Here is a 15,867-nt window from a genome sequence, read left to right as displayed (position 1 = left end):
TTCGAAATTCTCGCAGAGTGGTTTCGCTAAATTCCGAATAGCGGTCCCACGCGTCATGGTGAAACCCGTGAGACCGTGCGTTGGATTGGTACGCCCGCTGCATGAAATCTGGCTGCCATGCAGTTTGGCTCAGTGGGGATTGGGCCTCAAACCAGAGCCTGCGGCAAGACAAACGGAACGTCAGTTGCCGGCAGCGTGCTGACCGGCAGATCGATGCCGTAGACCTGCCGCATCACCTCGTCGGTCATGACGTCCGAAACCGCCCCGGTGCGCCAGACCTCTCCGTTCGACAGAACGCAGACCTTGTCGGCGAACAACGCGGTCAGGTTCAGGTCATGCATCACGACCACGACGCCCCCGCCCTGATCGGCGAATTCGCGCGCGATGCGCAGAACCGTGAACTGATGCGCGATGTCCAGGCTGGCGACGGGCTCGTCCAGTAACAGCCAGCGCGGCCGGTCGCGCCGCACCGAGCTCCAGACCTGGGTCAGAACGCGCGCAAGCTGCACGCGTTGCTGCTCGCCGCCGGACAGGTTCTGGTACGAGCGCGGCTCGAACCCCGCAAGATCGACATGCGCCATCGCGCGCGACGGCAGGGCGTCGTCGCCGTTGGCCAGGCCGCCGGGCAGGCCCAGGCGTACGACTTCCAGCGCGGTGAAGGGAAAGGCGACGGCCGAGGATTGCGGAAGAACGCCCCGCATCGCCGCCAGTTCCCAGGGCTGCAGAGCCGCGATGTCCTGGCCGTTCAAGGTGATACGGCCGGTGTACAGGATGTCGCCCGACAGCGCCCTAAGCAAGGTGGATTTGCCCGAGCCGTTGGGCCCGATGATCGCGGTGACCTGTCCGGGTTCGGCCAGGAAATCCACATCGCGCAGGATCTGCTTGCGCCCGATGCGGACGCTGACATTTTCAGCTTTCATCATTCACATACCCATCGATCCGTGGCGGCGCAGCAGGATCCAGAAGAACACCGGCGCGCCCAGAATGGCCGTGACGATGCCGATCGGCAGCTCGGCCGGGGCCACGATCACCCGGCTGATCATGTCGGCGGCCAGCAGCAGGGCGGCGCCCAGCAAGGCCGCATTCACCAGCAACCGGTGGTGATCGGGGCCGGTGCCCAGCCGCAGCAGATGCGGCACGACGATGCCGATGAACCCGATCCCACCCGACACGGCCACGGCCGCGCCGGTGGCGGCGGCCACAGTCAGGATCGCGATGCTCTTGCTGCGTTGCACCGGAATACCGATGTGATGCGCCACCGCTTCGCCCATGGCCAGGCCATTCAAGGCGCGGGCCAGACGCTGCGCGCACAGGATCGACGCCAGTATCAGAGGCGCGGCGGTCGCCACCTTGGTCCAGGTCGCGCCGGCCAGAGACCCCATGCCCCAGAATGTCAGATCGCGCAGCTGCTGATCGTCGGCGATGTACACCATGACCCCCGACACCGCGCCCGACAGGGCCGCCAGGGCGATTCCGGCCAGCAGCATCGTGGCCACCGAGGTCTGCCCTTGACGCGTCGAAACGCGATAGAGGATCAGGACCGACGCCCAGCCGCCCAGAAAGGCGGCAACCGCGACCAGGCCACTGCCGACCCAGGCCAGAACGGCGGCGGGCAGAAGGTTGCCGAAGACGATGGCGGTGATCGCGCCCAGCCCTGCCCCCGCGCTGACGCCGACAATGCCCGGATCCGCCAGCGGGTTGCGGAACAGCCCCTGCATCACCACGCCCGACACCGCCAGCGCCGCGCCGACCAGGATGCCCATCGCCAGCCGCGGCAGGCGGATGTCCCACAGCACGATCCGGTTCAGATCCGACAGGCCCCGGCCATGCAGCAGATCTGAAACGGCCATCTTCAACGAGGCCTCGGACGCGCCGACCGAGATGCTGGCCACGCTGGTCACGGCCAGAAGGCCGATCAAGGCCAGCGTCACCCATGCAGCCCGCGACCTGCGGGCCGCGGCGGTCGGGGGCGCGCCGTTGTCCAGTGGCAGCGTCATGAGCCCCTGACGCTCCGCAATGCGGCCGACAGATCCATGACCGCGTCGGCGGTGCGCGGGCCGAAGCCCAGCAGATAGGCGCCGGGCATCCGGATCAGCGCCCGGTTCCGCCCCGCCGGAGTCAGCCGGACCGCGGGCAGCGCGAACAGCTCTTCATCCGAGATGGTCGGCTCGCCTTGGCGCTCCATCATCAGGATCACGTCCGGCGCGGTGGCGGCCATGGCTTCGGGCGTCATCGTCTTGAAACCCGTCACATCCGCGGCCCCGTTTTTGCCTCCGGCCATCCGGATGATGGTGTCTGCCTGGGTCTCGGCCCCGCCGACGACAAATTCGCTGCCCCGAGCCGAAAGCAGGAACAGCACGTTCACCGGCGCGTCCTGCGCGTCGGGCGCCTGGGCCAGCGCCCGGTCCAGCCGGCGTGCGGTTTCGGCCGCCAGGGCTTCGGCCTCGGCCTCGACCCCCAGCGCGACACCCACGGCGCGGATCTTGTCGATGACGCCATCACGCGAGAATTCGTCGGCAATGGTGACGTAATCCACGCCGGCCTCTTGCAGCACCGCGATGGTCTCGGGCGGGCCCGACCCTTCGAGCGCCAGGATCAGGTCGGGGGCAACCGACAGCACGCCCTCGGGCGACAGGGCCCGGCGATACCCGACATCGGGCAGATCCGCCGCCTCGGGCGGATAGATCGAACTGCGGTCACGGCCGACCAGCCGGTGCTGCTGGCCCAGGGCATGGACGATCTCGGTCAGCGAGCTGCCGATGGCGATCACGCGTTTGCTCTCGGCCTGCGCGGCCGCGGCCGAAACCAGCAATGCCGCACAGAGTGTCACCAGGCCCCGCATCATGCCGCTCCGGTATCGGCCGGGCCGGGCAGCGCGGCCACCAGCGCATCCCAGGCGGGGCGATGATCGGCCTCGCCGGTGCGGCGCCCGAAGATCTGCAGGATCAGGGCGCCGTCCGCGTCGAAGGCTTCGACCGAGATTGCCGGGCCGCGCTGGGTCGGCTTGTCGACGGCCCAGACCTCGGCGATGTGATCGCTGCGCAGATGCAGGTTGAAGCCCGGATCCAGCACGTTGAACCACGGCCCCATCTGCTGAAGATTCCGCACCCGCCCGCCGTGGATCTCGATGCAGCCGCGGTTGCCGACGAAGATCATCACCTCGATCTGCTGATCCCTCACCTGTTCGAACAGGCCGGTGACCGCCGCGGGATCAACCGCGCGGGCCAGCGGTTCGCCCGCGATGCGATAGGCGCCCAGCCGGTTCATTTTGAGCTTGGAGGTCAGGCGCAGGAACTGGTGCGTGTCCGTCATCTTTGCCCATTCGTGGCGCAGGGCGTCGGCCTTGTCGGCATTGGCCTTGGGTCCTTCGGCCGGTTTGCGCGGCGCGACCGCCATCGTCTGGCCTTGATCCTCGGCGGCCAGTGTCCGAACCAAGCTGCCCCAGTGGCCCAGGTCCGAGCCATCGCGCAGGATGATCTTGTGAACCGCGTCCCCGGCCGCATCGAACACCTGGATCGAGCGGCGCAGACCGGCCTCGGTTTCCCGCTCGACGGCAAAGACATGGTGCCATTGCGCGGGGAACATGCGCAGGTCGACCTCTTCGGTCAGCACCATCGCGGCATGCTGGCCGCTGTGGTAATTGTCGTATCGCCCGATCTTTTCGATCACGCAGGACGGGTTGCGCGTCAGCGCCATGACCTCGCCCAAACCAGCCAACTGGCCGAACAGCCCGTCAAGGCCGGGGTTCAGCCGCGTTACGCCCTGCCCGGCAAAGGCCGCGACCAGCTGGCCCTCGCTCAACCCCAGCGATTCCGCGAAATCGCGGTCTCGCTGGCCTGTCTTCTGCGCATAGGCGGCACGAATATCCTGAGGAGCCATAAGCACCTGTTCCATAGCGGGTTTCCCGTCTTCTTCGTGGTTCCAAGGGGGTGCTGGCCCGGGCGCTGATCGCAATCAGAGACCTGCTGGCAGTGCCGAAATTACAGGCACGAAATTATGTTGACTGTTTTAGTCACCTTTATTAACGAGCACAAGTCGCCGCGAACAGGCGATTCCAAAAAACAGAAAAAAAAACTGACCAGCGCCAGCGAACTGCAAGCATCTCCGGTCCTCACACTTGTTTCGAAGGGACAGAAATGCGTGCGCGTACTCATATTGCAGGCCTGCTTGGGACTGCCTCTTGCCTTGGTTTGATGGCGTCCATGGTTTGGGCGCAGGAACAGGATGACGGGTTCCTCGGGACCCTGGAACTGGGCGAAAGCAAACGCGAGATCCAGACCGGCACCGCGGTTCCGGTCACGAATATCGACCAGGAAGAGATCAACGACCGTCAGGCCAACACGGTGGCCGAGCTGATCGATTCGGTTCCCGGTGTCACCCTGGTGAACGGCTCGACCCCGCAAGGATCGGGCATCAATATCCGCGGATACGGGGCCAACGGCACCTTCGGCACCGACCAGAAGGTTCTGATCCTGGTCGACGGCGCAACCACCGGCGCGGAAGAGCTGTACCGGATCGGCAACCAGCTGTTCACCGATCCGCAGCTGTACAAAAGCGTCTCGGTCATACGCGGCACGGTCGGGTCCTTCGAATACGGCTCGGGCGTCGTCGGTGGCGTGGTTCAGCTGGAAACCAAGGACGCGTCCGACTTTACCGGCGGCGAGCCGGGGTTCCGCTTCCGCCAGACGCTCGAGGGGTATTCCAACGGCAACGGCTTTGCCTCGTCGTCGATCCTGGCGTGGCAACCCAACCGGCAGACCGAATTCCTGTTCAACTATACCTATCGCGACCAAGACGATCAGAAGGACGGGAACGGCGACACGATCGGCAACAGCGCCTTTACCCTGCCTTCGCTGCTGGCCAAGGGGAAATACAGCTTTGGCGACAACCTTGAGCATTCGATCACCGCGTCCTGGAACCAGTCCACCTCGGAAGAGCGCGACGTGCCCTATGATTCCTTCGGCACGACGGCGGACGCCTTCGGCAACGTGGACCGCGACATCGAAACCCGGATCGCCGTTCTGCGCTATCAGTACCGGCCGGCCGGCAACGATCTGGTCGATCTGGACGTCAATCTCAGCTATTCCGAGCAGTCCATCGACAGCAGCTATGTGCCCGGTTCGTCCAGCCTGGAGGGAACGCCCTTCTTCCCCGGCATCCGGGCGCTGGCCGATGCCACGCACAATTACGAAACCACCAAGCTGACGATCAAGAACAGCGCGTATTTCCAGACCGGGGCGGCGTCGCATGATCTGCGGTTCGGGGTGGAATTCATCGAGCGCGAGCGGCTGGATGCCCCATCGGCACCGGGCGGCACCGACCGTCGCGTCGCGCTGTTTGCAGTTGACGACATCCAGTTCGGCGACCAGCTGACCGCCACGCCCGCGCTGCGGTACGAAACGCAGGACATCAAGGGCAACGGCGACGCGGCCGCGCCCTTCAACGGCAGCTATGACAACGACGCGCTGATGGGCGGCCTGTCGGCCCGTTATGAATTCGCCAGCGGCTTCGCGGTGTTCGCGGGCGGGGCCTATACCGAAAGCCTGCCGATCATCGACGATCTGGGCACACCGCTCTACATGACCCAGCCCGAGAAATCCCGCACCTGGGAGGCCGGCATTTCCTATGACAGCGGCGACGTTGTGCGCGCCAAGATCAATGTCTACAGCACCGATCTGTGGGACATCACCTCGTACGTGTCGGGCACTCCGTCCCTGCCCCTGTCCAAGGTCGAAACCGAGGGCGTCGAGATTGAAGCCTCCTATGCCCATGCCACGGGCTTCTACGTCGATTTCAACGCCAACATCGTCAGCGCCACCGAGTTCAGCGCGGCGGGCATCGGATCGCCGTGGCGCAACGAACCCACGGATTCGGCGCGGATCACCCTGGGCAAGCGGTTTGGCGAAACCCTGGATGTCAGCTGGGAGATCTTCGGCGCCAAGTCGGGTCTCGATTCCTCGGGCGATCCGGTTGCCGGATATGGGGTGAACACCCTACGCGCGACCTATCTGCCGCAAGAGGCCGCGCTGGCCGGGTTCGAGCTGCGCGCGGGGATCGAGAACATCTTTGACAAGGCCTATCAGCCGAACCTGTCGACCCGCAATTCGCCGGGCCGGAATTTCAAGCTGACCGTGGCCAAGACCTTCTGAACCCCTCAGGGAAAGGACCCGTCATGAGAAAAGCTGTGCAAAATCTTGTTCGGGCGGTCCTGCTGGCCCTGCCCCCCATCGCGGGGGCGGAGTTGGCCAGTGCCGAAGACACGCAGGGCGCGGGCGGCGTCACGATCGAGCTCAGCTCGGCCGTGGACCAGGATCAGGGCTGCCTGCTGAGCTTCGTGGTCGAAAACGCCCACCCCGCCGATATCGGCGGCGCCGTCTATGAAACGGTGCTGTTCGGCGCGCAAGGCGAAGTGGCCCTGCTGACGCTGCTGGATTTCCAGGACCTGCCCGCCGGGCGGCCCCGCGTGCGCCAGTTCAAATTCGACGGCCTGGCCTGCAATCAGATCAGCCGGATCCTGATCAACGGGGTGCAGGAATGCGCCTATCCCGGCGATCTGGCCGATGCCTGCCTGTCCGGCCTGACGCTGCGCAGCCGCCTTGAAACCGAATTGATTGGATGACCCGATGGATGCGTTTCTGCAAAGATTGACCGCGATTCTGGACCTGGGCGGCCCGGTCGTGGCGGTGCTGATCGCGACTTCGGTCGCGACCATGGCGCTGATCCTCTACAAGCTGTGGCAGTACAAGGCCGCCGGAGTCGGGCGGCATGTCGAGCTGTCGCAGGCCATCGAAGCCTGGGACCGCAACGATCGGGCCACCGCGCGCGCGCATCTGGACCGAAGCCGCAGCTATCTGGCGCCGGTAGTCGCCATGGCGCTGGAGGGGCACGGGCCGGAACTGATGGACCGCGCCGATGCCGAGGCCGAGGCGCGCTTTGCCGGGCTGGAACGCGGGCTGAACGTGCTGGACATGGTCTCGCAGCTTGCGCCGCTGCTGGGGCTGTTCGGCACCGTGCTGGGCATGATCGAGGCCTTCCGCACTCTTCAGGCGGCCGGCAACGCGGTGGATCCGGCGCTGCTTGCCGGCGGCATCTGGGTTGCGTTGATGACGACCGCCGCAGGGCTGGCCGTGGCCATGCCCACCGCGCTGGTCCTGACCTGGTTCGAGGCGCGCATGACCCGCGAACGGGTCTTTGCCAACCGCGCCCTGCGCACGGTGTTTGCCCCCGGCCACGCCGCCGCGCCACGCCCGGCCACCCCGCCGTCCGAGGCGCTGGCCCATGGCGCTTGATACCCGCAAAATTCGGCGCCGGCGCCTGTCCATGACATCCCTGATCGATGTCATCTTTCTGCTGTTGCTGTTCTTCATGCTCACCTCGACCTTCTCGAAATACGCCGAGATCGAGCTGACCACCGCCGCGGCGGGCGGGTCGCAGGCCCAGCGATCTATCCGCTTCATCAAGCTTGAACGCGACCGCATCCTGATCGACGGCACCGAAGTCGCGCCCGACGCGGTCGCCGCACGGTTCGACGGCCGAACCGACCAGCTGGCCTTGATCAGCCTCGGCGGCGGGGCGACCTCGCAGCAGTTGATCGACTTGCTGACCGCCCTTGAACCCGTATCCCGCCTCAGCACGCAGGTCATCGGATGATCCGGCTGACCCCCAAAACGAAACCCGGCCGCGAACCGACGATCGCCCTGATCAACGTGGTCTTTCTGATGCTGGTCTTCTTCATGATCGCGGGCACGCTGGCGCCGCCCTTGGGCCAGTCGGTGCAACTGGTGCGGACGGCGGATCTTGAAGGGCGCGAGCCCCCGGATGCGCTGGTCATCCGCGCCGACGGCGTGCTGGAATATCGCGGGGCCGAGCTGACGGATGTGGCGGCCTATGTCGAGCGCGCCTCGATCGACCTGCCATTGGATGCCGTGCGGCTGGTGCCCGACCGGGCCTTGCCGGCGGTGCGGTTGAAACAGGTCAGCGACGCCCTGCGGGCCCTGGGCGCCAATAGGGTCTTCGTCGTGACCGAACGGGGCCTGCCATGATCCCGCAATCCCGCACTATGGCCACCGTGCTGGTCGTGCTGGCCGCCGCGACCCACGCCGCCGCCCTGTTCGAATTCGACACGGACGAGGCAGTTCTCATCGAAGGCGGTGGCGCAGTTGCCCCTGTGGCGCTGGGGTCCTCGTTCCGGGACTATGCGGCCGGAACCGTGTCCCCGCCCCCCGCCACCACCCGTCACTCACCCGTTGCCCCAGCACAGACCTCGCCAGAGGCCCCGGCGGACCGTGCGCGCGCGCAGCCGGCCACTAGGGTGCGGGCGCAGGCCCCGGCCCAGCGGCAGAACGCCCATACACCGACCTTGCAAAAACCCCAGCCGCAGCAGGCCCGGCCTCCAAAACCACCCACCCCGACAGGCAATGCCGCGGACAGCCGCAAAAAGGGCAGCGCCACCGGCAAGGCGGCGACCGGGGCGGCCTCGGCGAAACGGACGAACCGCGCCGCGCAGGAACAGGGAAATGCCGAGGCCAGCACCTATGCCGGTCTGGTCAAGCGCAAGATTTTGCGCGCCCGTCGAAAAAGCGTGAATATCCAAGGCTCGGTTCTGGTGGCCCTTCGTATCGCCGACAACGGTGCGCTGGCGTCGGTCAGCGTCGCCCGCAGCTCGGGTTCGGCCCGGCTGGATCAGGTCGCACTGGCGCAGGTCCGGGCCGCCGCGCCCTTCCCGCCGCCGCCGGCCTCGGCCCGGCGCGCCTATACCGTGGAAATCGTCAGCAAATAGAAACTCAACCCGCGCTTGTCCGGCTACCTGGTGTCCAGCGGCTTCAACAGATCGAACACTTGTTGCCGCATCCATTTTGCCATCGGATTTGCATCCGATCGTCTGTGCCAGATAGCTATGATGTTGACGGGTTCGATTTCGAACGGCGGGGCAAGTACCTTCAGGCCGAACTCCGGCGCCAACTTCCTGGCCAGCTGAGAAGGCACCAAGGCCACAAGATCGCTTGCACTGACCACTCGGCACACCCCTGAAAACACCGGAAGGGTCATCGCGACGTGCCTTTTCCGACCAACTTTCGCCAGAGCCGCATCACCCATCGCCGCCAGTTTGCCCTCGGGTGAAAACAGCACATGCGACAAGGCGCAGAACGTTTCCATCGGAAGTTCGGTGCCGTCTTCGATCTGTGCAAGGAATGGGTTGTCAACGCGGCCGACGACCATGAAGGACGACCGGAACAGCACTTCTCTGCTGATCCAATCCGGTGCATCTGTATCCGGGATCAACGCGAGATCAGCATTGTAGCGCTCAATACTCTCGACATAGTTCTCGGGAACAAGATCCACCAATTGCGCGACCATCTTCGGAGCCTTGCGGTTCAGAACACCCCCAAGACCGGGCATCAGCAGCTCGGCGAAAAAGTCGCTGGCCGCGATCTTGAAAGTTTCGGATGCCTGCCTGGGGTCGAAATCGTCATTGTGGCTCAGCAAACTTTCCAGTCGATTGAGTTCCTCACGCAGCCCGTCCTTGATCGAAACCGCAAAATCCGTTGGGACAAGCTGATTTCCCCGCCGCACAAACAGATCGTCACCCAAGGCGTGCCGCAGGCGGTTCAACGCATTCGACACTGCGGATTGCGAGACCCCAAGTCTTTCCCCTGCCTTGGTGGTGGACCCCGCCGTCAGAATCGCATCAAGAACACGGAGTAGGTTCAGATCAAGCGTTACGAAATTCATGTTGGTAATACCGTGTATTATGAACTTTCGTTAGATTGATACCGTTTTTTGCGCCTACAAGTAAGGTACCGAAAGCGCTTTCGTTTCATGTCGGATCAAAGGACAGAAGCGATGCATGATCATCTGGTTGATGACGCCACGCTCGAATGGCAGGGCGTTCGTTACAAAACAATTCTGGACCCCGCTGAAACCGGGGGCGCCATGTCGATTGTAGACAGCCTTTCGCCGGTCGGAAGCGGTCCGCCACGGCACATCCATCAGGCAGAAGACGAAGTCTTCGTGATTTTGACCGGTGTCTGCAAAGTCTGGGTCGAAGGTGTCGAAACGCGTGTCGGCCCGGGCGAAAGTATCTTCATACCCCGCGGAAAAGAACACACGTTCAAGGTCATCGGTGATGAGCCCAGCCGTCACCTTGTCATTCTCACACCGGGAGGTTTCGAGGGCTTTTTCCACGCCATGGCAACGGCCCAGTACAAAATTCCGGAAGACATGCCGGACATCGAGGCCGTAGCCGCCAAGTACAACCTGTCATTTACTGGCCCTCCATTGGATTGAACGTCATGACCCAGCACATCGTCTATCATATTCCTGTGTGTCCCTTTTCACAGCGGCTTGAAATTCTGCTGGCGTTGCGGGGGATGAGGGACCGGGTGGAGTTCCGCGTCGTGGACATCACCAAACCCCGCGATCCAGAGCTGCTGAAGAAAACGCGCGGAACGACCGCTCTGCCGGTTCTCGAGACTCCGGACGGGCAGATCATCAAGGAAAGCCTCGTGATCCTGCGCTATCTCGATGAAATGCTCGAAGGGCCAAAGCTGCGGCGCAGCGACCCGGCCGAGCATGCGGTCGAGTCGATGCTGATTGCCAAAGAGGGCGCCTTCACGATGACCGGCTACGTCTATGTGATGAACCAGGACCCCGCGCAGAAAGATGCCCACAACGAAAAACTGCTCGCGCTTTATCGTGACCTCAATGACTTTCTTCTGACCCACAACCCGAACGGTGTTTTTCTGTTCGATCAGTTCGGGTTGGCCGAGGCGGTATTCACACCGATGTTCCAGCGCTTCTGGTTTCTGGAATACTACGAAGACTTTGAACTCCCGCAAAACGGCGAGTACGACAGAGTCCGAAACTGGAAAGCCGCCTGCATGGCCCATGAGGCCACGGGGCAGGTGACACAAGACGAAATCGTGAAACTCTACTACGACTATGCATTGGGTGCCGGAAACGGAGCGTTGGTGGGCGGCCGCAAAGTGTCGAGCTTTGCGTTCGAGCCACATTGGAAGTCGAGGCCAATGCCACCGCGGGACAAATATGCCGGGACGGCATCGGACAAAGAACTTGGGCTGGTAGTCCCGGCATCTGATTGAAGCCAGAAGGCACGCGGGTCGATCGGGGGCACCCGCCGCGGAGGACCGGCGCCCACAACACGCATTCGAATATGGCCCGGTGGTGCACAGTCGGTCTTAAGTCATGAATACCGGCTGATTAAACCGAACCAGTCTTAGGCTTCCGGGCGCGGAACCGTTGAACCTTTAGCCGTCAGACAAACCTGTTGACGTAGTTCTCCAAGCGCTCCTGCCTTCCGGATCGAGGCTCGGGATTGATACCTTCGGCCAACACTCGAGCCGCGATTTCATCCAGCGATGAGGCAAGCATGGATTGCGCCTCCGGGCTGCCCCATCCGGAGTATCTGTCGGTCAACGCGGCATCAAGCCCGCCATCCTCGATCATCGCGGCGGCGGCCTTCAACCCGCGGGCACAGACGTCCATGCCGCCCACATGCGCCGCGACAAGATCCTCGGGGTCGATCGACTGGCGGCGGATCTTGGCGTCGAAATTCGTGCCCCCGGTCGAAAACCCTCCGGCCTTGAGGATGTAGTAGTAGGCCAACGCGACTTCGGGCACGTTGTTGGGAAACTGGTCGGTGTCCCATCCAGATTGATAATCGTTCCGGTTCATGTCGATCGAACCCAGCATACCCTCGGCCGCCGCCACGGCGATCTCATGTTCAAAGCTGTGGCCAGCCAGGATCGCGTGGCCCTGTTCCAGGTTCAGCTTCACTTCGTCTTCCAGCCCGTATTTCCTGAGAAACCCGATGCAGGTTGCGGCGTCGTAGTCGTACTGGTGCTTGGAGGGTTCCTGTGGCTTCGGCTCGACCAGGATGGTGCCCTTGAACCCGATCTTGTGCTTGTAGTCGACCACCATGTTCAGGAACCGTCCCATATGGTCCAGTTCCAGCCCCAGATCGGTGTTCAGCAACGTCTCGTAGCCTTCGCGCCCGCCCCACAACACATAGTTCTCGCCGCCCAGCTTGTGGGTCGCATCCATACAGGATTTCACGGTTGCTGCGGCAAAGGCAAAGACGTCCGGATCAGGGTTCGTGCTGGCACCCCCCATCCAGCGGCGATGGCTGAACATGTTGGCGGTCCCCCAAAGCAGCTTGGTTCCCGACGCCTGCATCTTTTCACCGATATAGTCGGTGATTTCCTCGAGCGTGCGCAAGTTTTCGGCAAAGTTGCCCTGTTCGGGGCGAATATCCGCGTCGTGCCAGCAGAAATAGGGCTGTCCCAGTATTTCAAACATCTCAAAGGCGACATCGGCCTTCATCCGGGCGCGTCCCATGTCGTCTTGCGGGTGCCACGGGCGAACAAGGGTCGGACCGCCGAACGGGTCTCCGCCCTCCCATGCGAAAGAGTGCCACCAGGCGACGGCAAAGCGCAGATGGTCCTCCATGCGCTTGCCCAACACCACTTCGTCCGGGTCATAGTGACGGAACGCCAGCGGGTTCCGACTGTCTACGCCTTCGTACCGGACCTTTTCGATACCCTCGAAGAATCCGCTTGTCATACCTGCCCCCTATTCCGAGTTTTGCCCGGGCTGCTTACCCAGAATGATCATCGACAGCAGATCGTCGTCGGTCACGTCCGCGATATCGACCGTGCCGACCAGCTTGCCGTTCTTCATGACCGAGGCCCGATCACACAAATCCATGACTGCGTGTACGTCGTGGTCGATCAGGAAAATTCCGATCCCCTGCGCCTTGAGCTGGTGAATCAGATCGGCCACCATCTGCGTCTCGTGCGGACCCAAGGCGGCCGTCGGTTCGTCCATGATCAGGATGCGGGCGTTGAAATAGACAGCCCGCGCGATGGCCACCGACTGTCTCTGGCCACCGGACAGAGCCGAAACCGGATCGTTGAACTTCTGAAAGTTGGGGTTCAGCTGCGCCATGATTTTACGGCATTCGGCCTCCATCGCCGCGTCGTTGACCAGACCGAAAGGCGTCGTCATTTCGCGTCCCAGGAACAGGTTCGAGGTGGCGTCCAGATTGTCGGCCAGGGCCAAGGTCTGGTAGATCGTCTCGATATTGTTGGCCCGCGCGTCGCGCGGGTTGTTGATCTCGACCGGTTTGCCATCGATCAGGATCTGCCCGTGGTCCATCTGATAGGCTCCGGACAGGACCTTGATCAGCGTCGATTTGCCAGCCCCGTTGTGCCCCAGCAGTCCCACCACCTCGCCGGGATACAGGTCGACCGAGACTTGGTCGACGGCCTTGATCCCGCCGAACGAGATCGAAATGTCTCGCATCTCGACCAGAGGTGGTTGCCCGGATCCGCGACCGGATGCCGGCGGCGTTTTCTTAGTTCCCTGCGCTTGCGTCATTTTCCACCCAATCGCTTGCGGTAGACGATGTCGATATAGACGGCCAGAACCAGCACACTGCCGACGACGATGTTCTGGAACGGCGCATCCACGCCGACCATGGCCATGCCCGATTGCAGTGCCTGCATGATCAGCGCACCAAGGATCGCGCCATAGATGGTGCCGATGCCACCAGACAGGGCGGTTCCGCCAATGACCGCTGCCGCGATCACCCGCAGTTCGTCCAGTGTTCCGATGTCGTTGGAATGGTTGGCCAGCCGCGCCGAGGCGACCACCGCCGAAACCGCGCAAAGGAAGCCCATCAGCGCAAAGATCTTGACGGTCAGCAGGCGGGTATTTATGCCGGACAGCTCGGCTGCGTCCGGGTTGCCGCCGGTCGCGAAGATGTAGCGCCCAAACCGGGTTTTGCGGGCCACGACCGTCAGGGTCACGGCGACAATGATCAGGATCAGGACCGAGATCGGGATGCCGTACCCGACGATCAGGCCCTCGGGCATCGTCTCGCCACGGGCTTCGAACATACGCTGCAACCGGCGCGTCGGAATGGCATAGCTGTTCAGGATGTACACATATCCCAGGATGCTCGCCGCAATGATACCGGCGAGCGTTGCCTCGGCCCAGACGGGTTTGACCGGGAAGCCATGCGCCGCCTTGGCCCGGCGACTGCCCCACAGCGCCCAGATCGCAATGGCCGCCGCAAACAACCCGAACAGCCAGCTTGCCGTTGTTCCCAAGGTTCCGTTCGTTCCCCCGAACATCAAGAAATTGCTGTCCAGCGGCCCGATTGTCTGCCCGCTGGTCAGATACCAGGCGACGTTGCGCCAGACCAGAAAGCCTCCCAAAGTCACGATGAACGCCGGAATGGTCAGGTAGCCGACCATCCAGCCGTGAAACGCTCCGATCAGCGTTCCGATGGCAAGACCGACCAGGATGGTGATGATCCAGGTGGCGGGATGGTCCAGCCCCATCCCCAACACGCGCGGCAACAACTCGGTCTGCGTCATGGCCATCACCGCCGAGGTGGTCGCCAGCAACGCGCCAACGGACAGGTCGATGTGCCGGGTTACGATGATGAACACCATACCACAGGCCATGATCGCCACCGAAACCGATTGGATCGACAGGTTGAACAGGTTGCGGGGCGTCAGGAACCGTCCGTCAGTGACGATATTGAACCCGATGCACAGGATCACGAATGCGCCGATCATGCCCAAAAGCCGCATGTCCAGTTCCAGCTGTTGGAACAGGCTTGGCTTGGTTTTCTGAGGTATCGGCTGAGACGAAGTTTCGGTCATTTCCGATCTTTCAAATTCAGCAAGGGTCCCCGGCCCGCCCATGCAGGCCGGGGACTTTGGAGTTTAGTTGCAGGGTGCGGGGCCGTTCTCGACGCCTTGGCACAGATCTTCCAGCGCGATCCATCCGGCATCCACAACAACCGACAGATTGTCCTTGGTGATCGGAACCGGAGCCAGGAAGACAGAATTCATCGTCGTTCCACCCGGCGAGGTCCAGCTGACCACTCCGTCGATTTCCGACGGGTCGGTGCCACTGCTGAGTGCGACGGCAATCTCGCCGGCGGCCTTGCCCAGCTCGCGTGCGTCCTTCCAGACGGAAACGGTCTGCGTACCCAAGGCCACGCGGTTCAGCGCGGCGTGATCGCCATCCTGACCCGACACTGGGATACCTTCCATGCCCTGCGCGGTCAGCGCCGCGACAACGCCACCTGCGGTCCCGTCATTCGACGCGACAACCGCATCGACCTTGTTTTCATTGGCGGTCAGGATCTGTTCCATGTTCCGCTGCGCATTGGCGGGCAACCAGCCATCGGTATAGGCTTCACCGACGATCACGATGTCACCACTGTCCAGCGCCGCCTGAAGGATTTCCTGCTGGCCACCGCGCAGGAAGTCCGCGTTCGGATCCGTAGGCGAACCCTTGATCATGACGTAGTTTCCCTTGGGCATCGCCTCGTACACGGCGCGCGCCTGCATGCGCCCCACTTCGACATTGTCGAAGGTCAGGTAGAAGGCGCGATCGTCCTCGATCAGGCGGTCGTAGGCGATGACGGGAATGCCCTCATCCGCGGCGGCCTGTACGGCCGGACCGATGGCCTGCGCGTCCTGCGCCAGAATGATCAGGGCGTCCACACCCTGTGCGATCAGGCTTTCGATGTCGGACAGCTGCTTGGCCGAGGACGACTGGGCGTCCGCCGAGATATATTCGGCCCCACCGGCCTCAAGCGCAGACTTGATTGCCGCTTCGTCCGTTTTCCAGCGCTCTTCCTGAAAGTTGGACCAGCTTACGCCGACGACCGGCTCGGCAAAGACAGCCGAGCCAACCATGGCAACAGCAGCTGAAAAGCTGAGAATTCGTTTCATGATTTCCTCCCGTTGATGGGGCCATCGCGTCATGATTCGCGGCCCTCGTGTTTCTGCGTATCATATTTATTTCAGCGGGTAAAATATTTAC

Annotated in this window: 17 protein-coding genes; 8 read left to right on the top strand and 9 right to left on the bottom strand. The window is 63.0% G+C overall.

Annotation, left to right across the window (positions count from 1 at the left end):
• Positions 1 to 146: 146 nt before the first annotated feature.
• From ACR0FC_RS07765 to ACR0FC_RS07750, 4 genes are read right to left on the bottom strand one after another with little or no spacing between them, the layout of a single operon-like run.
• Positions 147 to 923, bottom strand: coding sequence for a heme ABC transporter ATP-binding protein (locus tag ACR0FC_RS07765; RefSeq protein WP_170339607.1), 777 nt, complete (start codon positions 921 to 923; stop codon positions 147 to 149).
• Positions 924 to 1,997, bottom strand: a complete 1,074-nt coding sequence (locus ACR0FC_RS07760; protein WP_170339605.1) for a FecCD family ABC transporter permease — start codon at positions 1,995 to 1,997, stop codon at positions 924 to 926. It lies immediately after the preceding gene.
• Positions 1,994 to 2,842, bottom strand: coding sequence for a heme/hemin ABC transporter substrate-binding protein (locus tag ACR0FC_RS07755; RefSeq protein WP_254437787.1), 849 nt, complete (start codon positions 2,840 to 2,842; stop codon positions 1,994 to 1,996). The genes ACR0FC_RS07760 and ACR0FC_RS07755 overlap by 4 nt, the downstream gene beginning before the upstream one ends.
• On the bottom strand, positions 2,842 to 3,894 hold the full coding sequence (locus ACR0FC_RS07750; RefSeq protein ID WP_170339601.1) for a hemin-degrading factor: 1,053 nt from the start codon (positions 3,892 to 3,894) through the stop codon (positions 2,842 to 2,844). The genes ACR0FC_RS07755 and ACR0FC_RS07750 overlap by 1 nt, the downstream gene beginning before the upstream one ends.
• Before the next feature lie 308 nt (positions 3,895 to 4,202).
• Between ACR0FC_RS07750 and ACR0FC_RS07745 the strand changes: the two genes are divergently transcribed.
• Genes ACR0FC_RS07745 through ACR0FC_RS07720 form a run of 6 tightly spaced genes read left to right on the top strand, consistent with a single transcriptional unit; the run spans position 4,203 to position 8,779 of the window.
• The gene (locus tag ACR0FC_RS07745) at positions 4,203 to 6,149 is read left to right on the top strand and encodes a TonB-dependent receptor domain-containing protein (protein ID WP_480656805.1); all 1,947 of its coding nucleotides are present in this window, start codon (positions 4,203 to 4,205) and stop codon (positions 6,147 to 6,149) included.
• 23 nt (positions 6,150 to 6,172) lie between these two features.
• Positions 6,173 to 6,619: a hypothetical protein gene (locus ACR0FC_RS07740; RefSeq protein ID WP_170339597.1), complete on the top strand. Its 447-nt coding sequence runs from the start codon at positions 6,173 to 6,175 to the stop codon at positions 6,617 to 6,619.
• 4 nt (positions 6,620 to 6,623) lie between these two features.
• Positions 6,624 to 7,289 (top strand): MotA/TolQ/ExbB proton channel family protein, encoded by a 666-nt coding sequence (locus ACR0FC_RS07735; protein ID WP_170339595.1) that lies wholly within the window; start codon positions 6,624 to 6,626, stop codon positions 7,287 to 7,289.
• A 31-nt stretch (positions 7,290 to 7,320) separates the two neighbouring features.
• Complete coding sequence (locus ACR0FC_RS07730; protein WP_170339593.1) at positions 7,321 to 7,650, top strand: biopolymer transporter ExbD; 330 nt, start codon at positions 7,321 to 7,323, stop codon at positions 7,648 to 7,650.
• Positions 7,647 to 8,042 carry an ExbD/TolR family protein gene (locus ACR0FC_RS07725; RefSeq protein ID WP_170339591.1) on the top strand — a complete coding sequence of 132 codons (396 nt, stop codon included), beginning with the start codon at positions 7,647 to 7,649 and terminating at the stop codon, positions 8,040 to 8,042. The genes ACR0FC_RS07730 and ACR0FC_RS07725 overlap by 4 nt, the downstream gene beginning before the upstream one ends.
• Positions 8,039 to 8,779, top strand: coding sequence for a TonB family protein (locus ACR0FC_RS07720; protein WP_170339589.1), 741 nt, complete (start codon positions 8,039 to 8,041; stop codon positions 8,777 to 8,779). The genes ACR0FC_RS07725 and ACR0FC_RS07720 overlap by 4 nt, the downstream gene beginning before the upstream one ends.
• Positions 8,780 to 8,802: 23 nt before the next feature.
• Here the strand turns inward: ACR0FC_RS07720 and ACR0FC_RS07715 are convergent, their stop codons facing one another.
• A complete protein-coding gene (locus ACR0FC_RS07715; RefSeq protein ID WP_170339587.1) occupies positions 8,803 to 9,732 on the bottom strand; it encodes a LysR family transcriptional regulator in 930 nt (309 codons plus the stop codon).
• Positions 9,733 to 9,843: 111 nt separating this feature from the next.
• On the opposite strand from ACR0FC_RS07715, the gene ACR0FC_RS07710 reads away from it, so the two are divergent.
• Positions 9,844 to 10,287 (top strand): cupin domain-containing protein, encoded by a 444-nt coding sequence (locus ACR0FC_RS07710; protein ID WP_170339584.1) that lies wholly within the window; start codon positions 9,844 to 9,846, stop codon positions 10,285 to 10,287.
• Positions 10,288 to 10,292: 5 nt separating this feature from the next.
• A complete protein-coding gene (locus ACR0FC_RS07705) occupies positions 10,293 to 11,102 on the top strand; it encodes a glutathione S-transferase family protein (RefSeq protein WP_170339582.1) in 810 nt (269 codons plus the stop codon).
• 172 nt (positions 11,103 to 11,274) lie between these two features.
• Here the strand turns inward: ACR0FC_RS07705 and xylA are convergent, their stop codons facing one another.
• The 4 genes from xylA to xylF all read right to left on the bottom strand — a co-directional run bounded on the left by xylA (position 11,275) and on the right by xylF (position 15,776).
• The gene (gene xylA / locus ACR0FC_RS07700; RefSeq protein WP_170339580.1) at positions 11,275 to 12,582 is read right to left on the bottom strand and encodes a xylose isomerase; all 1,308 of its coding nucleotides are present in this window, start codon (positions 12,580 to 12,582) and stop codon (positions 11,275 to 11,277) included.
• Positions 12,583 to 12,591: 9 nt separating this feature from the next.
• The gene (locus ACR0FC_RS07695; RefSeq protein ID WP_093965003.1) at positions 12,592 to 13,323 is read right to left on the bottom strand and encodes an ATP-binding cassette domain-containing protein; all 732 of its coding nucleotides are present in this window, start codon (positions 13,321 to 13,323) and stop codon (positions 12,592 to 12,594) included.
• Between the two features lie 71 nt (positions 13,324 to 13,394).
• Positions 13,395 to 14,693: a sugar ABC transporter permease gene (locus tag ACR0FC_RS07690; RefSeq protein WP_170339578.1), complete on the bottom strand. Its 1,299-nt coding sequence runs from the start codon at positions 14,691 to 14,693 to the stop codon at positions 13,395 to 13,397.
• A gap of 63 nt (positions 14,694 to 14,756) precedes the next feature.
• Positions 14,757 to 15,776: a D-xylose ABC transporter substrate-binding protein gene (gene xylF, locus ACR0FC_RS07685; protein ID WP_093965002.1), complete on the bottom strand. Its 1,020-nt coding sequence runs from the start codon at positions 15,774 to 15,776 to the stop codon at positions 14,757 to 14,759.
• Between the last annotated feature and the right edge of the window lie 91 nt (positions 15,777 to 15,867).

This window comes from Ruegeria sp. BB9, from assembly GCF_056539345.1.
This window is presented reverse-complemented; position numbering and strand designations above follow the sequence as displayed.